The following is a 9,278-nucleotide window of genomic DNA, read 5'->3' on the forward strand; positions in this document are numbered from 1 at the left end:
GATCACCTTCATCCGAAATCGCTGATCACGTTCACCGAAATACGCAGCGGCTTCTCGGTCATGCTGGGTAATCCGCCGTGGGAACGCATCAAGTTGCAGGAGGAAGAGTTCTTCGCTACACGCAGCCCGCTAGTGGCAACGGCCAGGAACAAAGCTGAACGCAGCCAGCGTATCGAATGGCTGCGTGAAGGGGTATTGCTGCATAACGTGAATCCCGACCTCGAGCGCGCTGAAGGCTTGGCACCGCCCAACCGCGCTGAGATGTCGTTGTACGCCAGCTTCATCGCCGCACGACACGGGGCAGAGGCTGCCAGCCTGTACGCGCACGATGGCCGGCGCTACCCGCTCACGGGCGTGGGAGACGTAAACACCTATGCCCTGTTTGCAGAGACGTTTCTGCAGGCAACAGCGTCGACGGGGCGAGCAGGGTTCATCGTGCCGACCGGCATTGCGACAGACGACTCGACCAAGGCCTACTTCGGTCACATCGCCAGCAGTGGTCGCTTGGCCAGTCTGTACGACTTCGAAAATAGCAGTGGCGTATTCCCGGCAGTGCATCGCAGCTACAAATTTTCGCTGCTGACGCTAGGTGCCGTAACTCAGTCGGAGTTCGTCTGTTTTGCGACCCGTGTAGAGCATCTGGGGGATTCCCGACGTCGCTTCACGCTCACGCCAGACGAATTCGGCCTCATCAATCCCAATACGCGTACTTGCCCAGTGTTCCGCAGTGAGCGTGATGCAGAGCTGACGAAGAAGCTTTGCCGCTCGGCACCAGTGCTCATCAAGGAGGCGGTCGCCGACGAAGCAGGTAACGTACTGGAGGCTGAGGCGAACCCGTGGGGCATCAGTTTCCAACGCATGCTCGATATGTCTAACGACAGCGGACTTTTTCGGGATGCGCCGTCTTCCCCCGACGAGCCACTGCGTCTGCCGCTGTACGAAGCCAAGATGATTCACCAGTTTGACCATCGCTGGGCAACCTATGTTGATAGCCCAGATGGCAAGATTGGTGAGCTGGAAACCACTGATGTCACCTCGACACAGAAAGCCGACCCGGCATTCACGGTTCGCCCTCGCTACTGGGTGAGTGAGCGGGAGGTCCTCGCGCGCATTGCCAATGCGCCGACGAAGGTGGCCCGTACTTGGCTGGAACTCCATGCAGCGCGTAACGCGGCGCAACGAAGTGCGGAAGGTGCCGCGTTGGCCGACCTACTGCATGCGCTGGCCCAGTGGGTCGCGGGTGAGCTATTCCACGTTGCCGCAGGTTCGCCGACAACCGGGAATGGCTGGACGCCAACCCAGGCGCAACCTCATATTGAGACCGTTGAAGTCCAGCTTCGGGTTCGCTTCCCTTGTCTTGGCGAGGTACTGCGGAGCGAAGGCTTGACGAGGAAGAAAGCTCTGTCCGAGTTTCCGAAATGGGCGACTCAGAACATCGATGCGCGATTGACCGACGATGAGCTGCTTGCCTTGGCCGAAGCGCTGCGCCTGACAACCTTCGAACATGCACTACTCGAATTACTCGATGGTTGGATGGACCATCGCAGTCCCCGTTGGTTGATGGGATGGCGCCGAAACGCGCGCTCAACCGATGAACGTACCACCATTGCGACGGTGATGCCGCGCTCGGCTCAAGGGGACAGTGTATTTCTATTCAATTTTCCGAAAACTACTCGACCGGAGCTGCTCGCTGCGTTCCAAGGTTGCCTAAATTCGCTCACGTTTGATTTCGTCGCAAGGCAAAAAGTTGGTGGCATGAATTTCAGCTTCTATTTCATGAAGCAATTGCCAATGCTCGCTCCGACCGACTACGACCTTCAAGCGTTGGCCTTCATAGTTCCGCGGGTTCTCGAGCTAACTTATACCGCTCACGACTTGCGGCCGTGGGCAGATGGCCTGTATGCCTATGACCCACGCCCTGACGCCGAACGTGGCCAGCCCTTCGCTTGGAATCCTGAACGCCGTGCCCAGCTGCGCGCGGAGCTGGATGCATACTACGCTCGCCTCTATGGATTGACTCGCGACGAACTGCGCTACATCTTCGACCCTGTCGACGTGATGGGCGACGACTATCCCAGCGAAACGTTCCGCGTACTCAAAAATAATGAGATGCGCGAGTTCGGGGAGTACCGCACTCGGCGTCTCGTACTTGAGGCGTGGGACCGGCAAAGTGCAATGTCATTAAAAGATGAAGCTGCCGCTCCGGTAGTGCCCGTGCAATATTCCGAGCAAGGCTTGATTCGAAACGCTGAAGAGGCAAAGTTGGCGGGGCTCATTGTCGCGCTTGCGGAACTTCGCCCGGACGGTTGCTCTGTCTCGGAACTTCAATCTCTCATTGCTCGTTCGGCAATAGCCGCTCAGTACCTGGAACCAGCTGATGTACTGCAGCTTACGTCACTGTTGGATGCGAATGGGACTTCGAGTCTCGTGCAGTTGATTGACCGGGTTCTCCCCATTGTTCAGCGCCTGGAGGCTGTTTCCGTTCTTGTGCGTGAGCAGAAAGGTGCCACATCGTTATTCAGACGGGGGAGCGGAGCGATTCCCGGAGATGTAACCCAACTTTCGGAACATACCGGCATCGCTCGATTGCTAGTCGTTGCCGAATCTCGGCGCGTTGCGTCGGAGGGAACGACAACAGACAATAGTTCCACAACACGTGAGTCGACGGGCACGAGATAGGAGGAACAATGACACGCTGGCTCGAGGGATATAAACCCGCTCACAAGTATCCTCGACTATGGCTCGAAACTGTATGGCTGGTCGAATCTCGGGAGCCTCTAGTCCTGACGCGTGTCATCAGTTTGCATCAAGGCCTGAACATTGTATGGGCCAAGGAGTCGGCGTCGAATGAGACCCCGGGGCTGTCCAGCGCTGGCCACGGGGTTGGAAAGACATCGCTGTGTCTTCTCATGCGATATGTACTGGGTGATGATGCACCTTCCATCTCGACATTGCGCGACAAAACGTCGAGCGGCTTTCCGAAGGGAGGCGTTGCGGCGAAGGTCCACATCAATGGCGTGACGTGGTTGGTCTTTCGTCCCTACGGGGCCTATAGCCACTCCCTTGCTGCACAGTGCGAAACGCTAGAACAGCTTCTTCAGGGATATGCCTCCAATGATTTCCAGGCATATCTCGATGCGCTGGAGCAGTTCTCAGTTGGCCGCCTCGCCGCACAATCGTTGCCCGGTACGAATCAGCAACTTAAATGGCGGCATCTACTGGCATGGTGCATCAGGGACCAGCGAACGCGCTTTGACGGCTTCTACCACTGGCGCGACGGTGAGGGTTTAGGCTTCACGAGGCCACGGCGAGACCCTCCACTGTTCGTCGGGTCTGTTCTCGGCCTCGTGGATGCCGAACTGGACCAACTACTTCGCGAGATTGAGTCAAAGCAAATCCAGTTCTACCAAGGGAAGGAACGAATTCCAGAGTTGGAACGCGCGCCTGCGTTTGCTCTAGCCCATGCCGACCGGCAACTCCGTATCCGGCTTGGTGCCGGAGAAGATGAGCCGCTTTATGCTGTGACCGTTGGCCAGTCCATCGAATCCCGGGTTCTAGCCGCTTTCGAGACCGCTCAGCAAGAGGATGAGCGCTGGGAACGTAAGGTCGAGCAAGCCGAGGAGCAACTGGCACAAGAGCAAATTCGCCTCACAAATCTCAATCACACGATGCGGCTGGCTGAGGCCGAGGTGGGCATCGCGAAGGCTCTCGTTGACACCAACCTGGAAGACTTCGAGCGGTTGACTACAGTTCGTGACCGGTTGGAGGGACTCGATGGTGGTCGATGCGACCACGGCAACATCGAGTTTTCCGCATGCCAATATATCCAAGACCGGAAAAGCACTGTCAGCCTGACGTGGCATCGGGATGGGAAAGAAGCGCAGGCGAATGCTCAGGAACTCGCACGACAACTTGCCCGCCGTGAAGCTGAACTCCGGGACGCGTCAACTGCGGTCTCCGAGCAATCTCAACAAATCTCTGAGAAAAAGGCCGAGCTACGACGGCTTCGCGTTCGAATTGCAACAAACGAAAGTACCAACGCCCTTCTGAAAAAGTCTTGGGACGAACTGCAAGTGTTGCATTCACAACGAGCTCAAGGGATTGACACGTCTGAATTGATACAGGCGCGGCAACGGCAGCAGGAGCTTGAGTCGGAACTAAATCGTCTTCGTGCCTCGGCTGCGGAACGACGGTCACAGCGGTCTGCACGAGTGGATGCAATCAAATCCCTAACTGCTTGCATATCATCTCGGTTACTGGGGGCCGACGGGCACGCCCGATTTGTTCCAGACGACGAGGTTCGCCCGTTTGGGGTCTTGCGCGGTGGCGAGGCTTATCAAGTTCTGGAGGTACTTCTCGGCGACATCGTGTGCTTGCTGGACTCGGCCATCTCCGAGGTCAGTAGTCACCCAGGATTCCTGGTTCACGACTGTCCGCGAGAAGCCGACATGAGCGAGCGTCTGTATAGAGAATTCTTTCTCGTAGCGTCCGAAGCTGCGGCGCAACTTGGTGAGGATGGCGCTGTTCCGTTTCAGTTCATCGTGACGACTACTTCGCCTCCACCGGAAGAGGTACACGGGGACCGATATGTTGTGCTGGAGCTTGAACCGGGCGCTGAAGAAAAGCTTCTGTTTAAACGGGAGCTATTGCCTGAATTGCCCGGTTTTGAACAGCCGGGAGAATGATGACTCCGCTTGAGCGCCTTCGCATCGAGAAAGCTGCTGCAGATTGCGGCTTTGAGCGCACGCCTATTTTGCTGAGCGACAGCGAGCTGGAGCTGCATTCGGCGCAGTTTCCGGAAGCGATATTCGTACAAATTCGCGAGGGTGCATATCACGTTTCGGCCTCGAACGATGTTCTATTGGATGGCGCAGATGCCGGTGAAATCCCTGTCGGTGATTTGGACCAGCTTTACGTTGTCCTCCAACGTGCCTCAGCCATCGCCAGAACCATGCCGAACCGGGTGGCCGACCAGTTCCGGCGCGCGAAGAAGCACCTACCTCAAACTACTGAGGCAGAGCGCCTGGCGGTACAGCGTGTCGGGCAAGACTTGTATCGAAGCGCACTGATGGATTACTGGCAGGGGCGCTGCTGCGTAACGGGCCTCGCCGTTCCAGCGCTGCTGCGAGCCTCGCACATCAAGCCTTGGGCTAAGTGCCAAAGCGACGACGAGAGGCTGGATGTGTTCAACGGATTTCTGCTTGCTCCACACGTTGACGCGCTGTTCGACGGCGGTTGGATTTCGTTTTCAGACCAAGGGAGCTTGCTCATATCCGAAGCGTTGCCGTATGCCGCAAGAGTTCAGCTTGGGGTCTCGTCAGAATGGAATATTCCGAATCTCAAGCCTGAACATGCCTCATACCTGACGTTTCACCGCGCCAACGAGTTTCGTCGGGCACCTTGACGCCATGGGGGCATTGCTCCTTTCCCATTCCGGCGCAATGCGGGCGAAACCTCGAGCGGAAATTTATCTGTGCGGCAAGCGCCGAAGTCCCGGGTACCAAAAAAGCGCGAACACCGATTGTTGCTTAATATGAAAGAATGGCCGCTTAGATTAGGCGGCCATTGCTTACTGCGGGCAGCTTGCTCAACAAGACGCCATCAACCTAGGCTATCAATGTGCGTCCACCAATAAAAATCCAGATGGATGCTTCCCAAAATCCAGCTTTATGGCTCCCGCTACACAACACATCAAACATCAATATTCCCCGCCCTCAACGCATTAGATTCGATAAACGCCCGCCGCGGCTCCACCTCATCCCCCATCAGCGTCGTAAAGATCCCATCCGCCGCGATGGCGTCCTCGATCTGCACACGCAGCAACCGTCGCACATTCGGATCCATCGTCGTTTCCCACAGCTGCTCGGGGTTCATCTCGCCCAACCCCTTATACCGCTGCTTCGAAACGTTCCGCTCCGCATCCGCGAGCAGCCACTTCATCGCGTTCTTGAAGTCCGTCACGGCCATGCTGCGCTCGCCGCGCTTGATCACCGCACCGGCCTGAATCAGCCCTTCGAACGTCTTGGCCGTGTTCACGAGTTGCTGATAATCCGCCGTGTGCTGGAACTCCTCGTCGATCACCGAAACGCGCACGTTGCCGTGATGCGCGCGCTCGACACGCAGCGATCGCAGTTCGCGCACCGGATCGTACGCCGGCACCACGCGCACTTCGTTCTTCAGCGTGTCGTCATGCAGCGCCGCGTGCAGCGCCTTCGCCGACGCCTCCGTCGACGCCTCGCTCGACAGATCGATCGAAACGCCGTCCATGATCGCCTCGAGCGCCGCCGGGTCGTACAGGCGGCTCAGCCGCTCGATCACGCTCTGCGACATCAGATACGACCGCGCGAGCTCGCCGAGCGCATCGCCGGTGATCGGCGTTGCGTTCTCGCTCGGCAGCAGTTCCGAGCCCTGCAGCGCGAGCCGCAGCATGTGCGCGTTCAGTTCCGCGTCGTCCTTCAGATAGCGCTCGTCCTTGCCGGCCTTCACCTTGTACAGCGGCGGCTGCGCGATATACACATACCCGCGCTCGATCATCTCCGGCATCTGACGGTAGAAGAACGTGAGCAGCAGCGTCCGGATGTGCGCACCGTCGACGTCCGCGTCGGTCATGATGATGATCCGGTGATAGCGCAGCTTGTCGAGGTTGTAGTCGTCCTTGCCGATGCCGCAGCCGAGCGCGGTCACGAGCGTGACGATCTGCTCCGACGACAGCAGCTTGTCGTAGCGCGCCTTCTCGACGTTCAGCACCTTGCCGCGCAGCGGCAGGATCGCCTGGAACTTGCGGTCGCGCCCTTGCTTCGCCGAACCGCCCGCCGAGTCGCCCTCGACGATGTAGATTTCCGACTTCGCCGGATCCTTCTCCTGGCAGTCCGCGAGCTTGCCCGGCAGGCCGACGCCGTCGAGCACGCCCTTGCGGCGCGTCATCTCGCGCGCCTTGCGCGCGGCATCGCGCGCGCGTGCAGCCTCGACGATCTTCCCGCAGATGATCTTCGCGTCGTTCGGCGTTTCGAGCAGGAACTCCTCGAGCGCCTTCGCGACGACTTCCTCGACCGGCGCACGCACTTCCGACGAAACGAGCTTGTCCTTCGTCTGCGAGCTGAACTTCGGCTCCGGCACCTTCACGGAGAGCACGCACGACAAGCCTTCGCGCATGTCGTCGCCGGTCGTCTCGACCTTCGCCTTCTTCGCGATTTCGTTATCGGCGATGTACTTGTTGATCACGCGCGTCATCGCGGCGCGCAGGCCGGTCAGGTGCGTGCCGCCGTCGCGCTGCGGAATGTTGTTCGTGAAGCAGAGCACGTTCTCGTTGTAGCTGTCGTTCCACTGCATCGCGACTTCGACGCCCACGCCGTCCTTCTCGCCGATCACGTGGAAGATCGTCGGGTGCAGGTTGCTCTTCGTCTTGTTGATGTACTCGACGAAGCCCTTCACGCCGCCAGCGAACGCGAAATCGTCTTCCTTGCCCGAACGCAGGTCGGTCAGGCGGATCCGCACGCCGTTGTTCAGGAACGAGAGCTCGCGCATCCGCTTCGCGAGGATGTCGTAGTGGTACTCGACGGTGCCGAAGATCGTCGGATCGGCCATGAAGTGCACTTCGGTGCCGCGGTTCTCGGTATCGCCGATCACCTGCATCGGCGACACTTCCTCGCCGTCGACGACTTCGATCACGCGATCCTGCGCGACGCCGCGATGGAACTCCATGAAGTGCTTCTTGCCGTTGCGGCGCACGGTGAGGCGCAGCCAGCTCGACAGCGCGTTCACGCACGACACGCCGACGCCGTGCAGCCCGCCCGACACCTTGTAGCTGTTCTGGTCGAACTTGCCGCCGGCGTGGAGCTCGGTCATCACGATCTCGGCGGCGCTGCGCTTCGGTTCGTGCTTGTCGTTCATCTTCACGTCGGTCGGAATCCCGCGGCCGTTGTCGACGACGGAAATCGAGTTGTCGGCGTGAATCGTCACGTGGATGTCGTTGCAGTACCCGGCCAACGCTTCGTCGATCGAGTTGTCGAGCACCTCGAAGACGAGGTGGTGCAGACCGGTGCCGTCCGACGTGTCGCCGATGTACATCCCGGGGCGCTTGCGCACCGCCTCCAGACCCTCGAGGATCTGGATCGACGAGGCGCCGTAGCTGCTGTTATCGGGCTGCGAATTGTGCTGTTCACTCATGGATATCTTCCGGTTCTGCGAGGCCACTCAAGCGGCGGCGCTGTGCGTTTCCGCGAGGAAACGCCGGGCCGCTCCAGTTTTCCTGGCCCCTCCAGGGCGCCGGCCCGGCGCGGGAAGGAGGGGTTGTCGAATCGCCATAAAAACGCCAAAGGGGCTTGCCGCCCCCTGGAATGTATCGTGTGTCGCGCGCGTCAGATGCGCATCGGCATCACGACATACTTGAACTCGTCGTTCTCAGGCACGGTGATCAGTGCGCTCGAGCTCGCGTCGCCGAGGCTCACCTGCACGGTGTCGACCTTCAGGTTCGCGAGCACGTCGAGCAGATACGTGACGTTGAAGCCGATATCGACTGTATCGCCCTGATACGCGATTTCCAGTTCTTCCTGCGCCTCTTCCTGATCGGCGTTGGTCGACATGATCTTCAGCTGGCCCGGCGCGACGATGCAGCGCACGCCCTTGAACTTGTCCGAGGTCAGGATCGCCGCACGTTGCAGCGAACGCTGCAGTTCCTCGCGGCCGATCTGGAACGTGTTCTTATGCGCCTTCGGAATCACGCGCTGGAAGTCGGGGAACTTGCCCTCGACGAGCTTCGACACCAACTCGACCTGGCCGAACGTGAACTTCGCCTGCGTCTGGGCGATGTCGATCGTGACGGTGTCGTCGATGTCTTCGAGCAGGCGCTGCAGCTCGAGAATGGTCTTGCGCGGAACGATCACTTCCTGGCGCCCGAACGTGCCGCCGTCGATCTTCATCGACGAGAACGCGAGACGGTGGCCGTCGGTGGCCACGGCCATCAGCTGATCGCCGTCGACGACGAGCAGCATGCCGTTCAGGTAGTAGCGGATGTCCTGCTGCGCCATCGCGAAGTGCACCATGCCGAGCAACTGGCGGAACGACTTCTGCGGGACGGTCAGGCTCGCGCCGAAATCCTTCGCCTGCGCGACGGTCGGGAACTCGTCGGCCGCGAGCGTCTGCAGTGCGAAGCGGCTCTTGCCCGACTGAACGGTGAGGCGCTTGTCCGCGAGCGACAGCGTGACCTGGCCGTCGGGCATCGCGCGCAGGATGTCGAGCAGCTTGCGGGCCGCGACGGTGGCTGTCTCTTATACACATCT

3 protein-coding genes and 2 pseudogenes are annotated in these 9,278 nt (G+C 59.5%); 3 read left to right on the forward strand and 2 right to left on the reverse strand.

Annotation, left to right across the window (positions count from 1 at the left end):
• From ACSHSS_RS28925 to ACSHSS_RS28935, 3 genes and pseudogenes are all read left to right on the forward strand, one after another.
• A pseudogene (locus ACSHSS_RS28925) lies at nucleotides 1-2,679 on the forward strand (SAM-dependent DNA methyltransferase); the annotation flags it as partial.
• Between the two features lie 8 nt (nucleotides 2,680-2,687).
• Entirely contained in the window at nucleotides 2,688-4,685 is a 1,998-nt protein-coding gene (locus ACSHSS_RS28930) for a hypothetical protein (RefSeq protein ID WP_445545868.1), read from the forward strand.
• Nucleotides 4,682-5,404, forward strand: a complete 723-nt coding sequence (locus ACSHSS_RS28935; RefSeq protein WP_212160549.1) for an HNH endonuclease — start codon at nucleotides 4,682-4,684, stop codon at nucleotides 5,402-5,404. The genes ACSHSS_RS28930 and ACSHSS_RS28935 overlap by 4 nt, the downstream gene beginning before the upstream one ends.
• Nucleotides 5,405-5,691: 287 nt before the next feature.
• Here ACSHSS_RS28935 and gyrB read toward each other — a convergent pair whose 3' ends face one another.
• Both gyrB and dnaN read right to left on the reverse strand, forming a co-directional pair.
• On the reverse strand, nucleotides 5,692-8,166 hold the full coding sequence (gene gyrB, locus ACSHSS_RS28940) for a DNA topoisomerase (ATP-hydrolyzing) subunit B (protein WP_006401749.1): 2,475 nt from the start codon (nucleotides 8,164-8,166) through the stop codon (nucleotides 5,692-5,694).
• Nucleotides 8,167-8,357: 191 nt separating this feature from the next.
• Nucleotides 8,358-9,257, reverse strand: a pseudogene (dnaN, locus tag ACSHSS_RS28945) (DNA polymerase III subunit beta); the annotation flags it as partial.
• Between the last annotated feature and the right edge of the window lie 21 nt (nucleotides 9,258-9,278).

Source organism: Burkholderia sp. BC1, assembly GCF_052683555.1.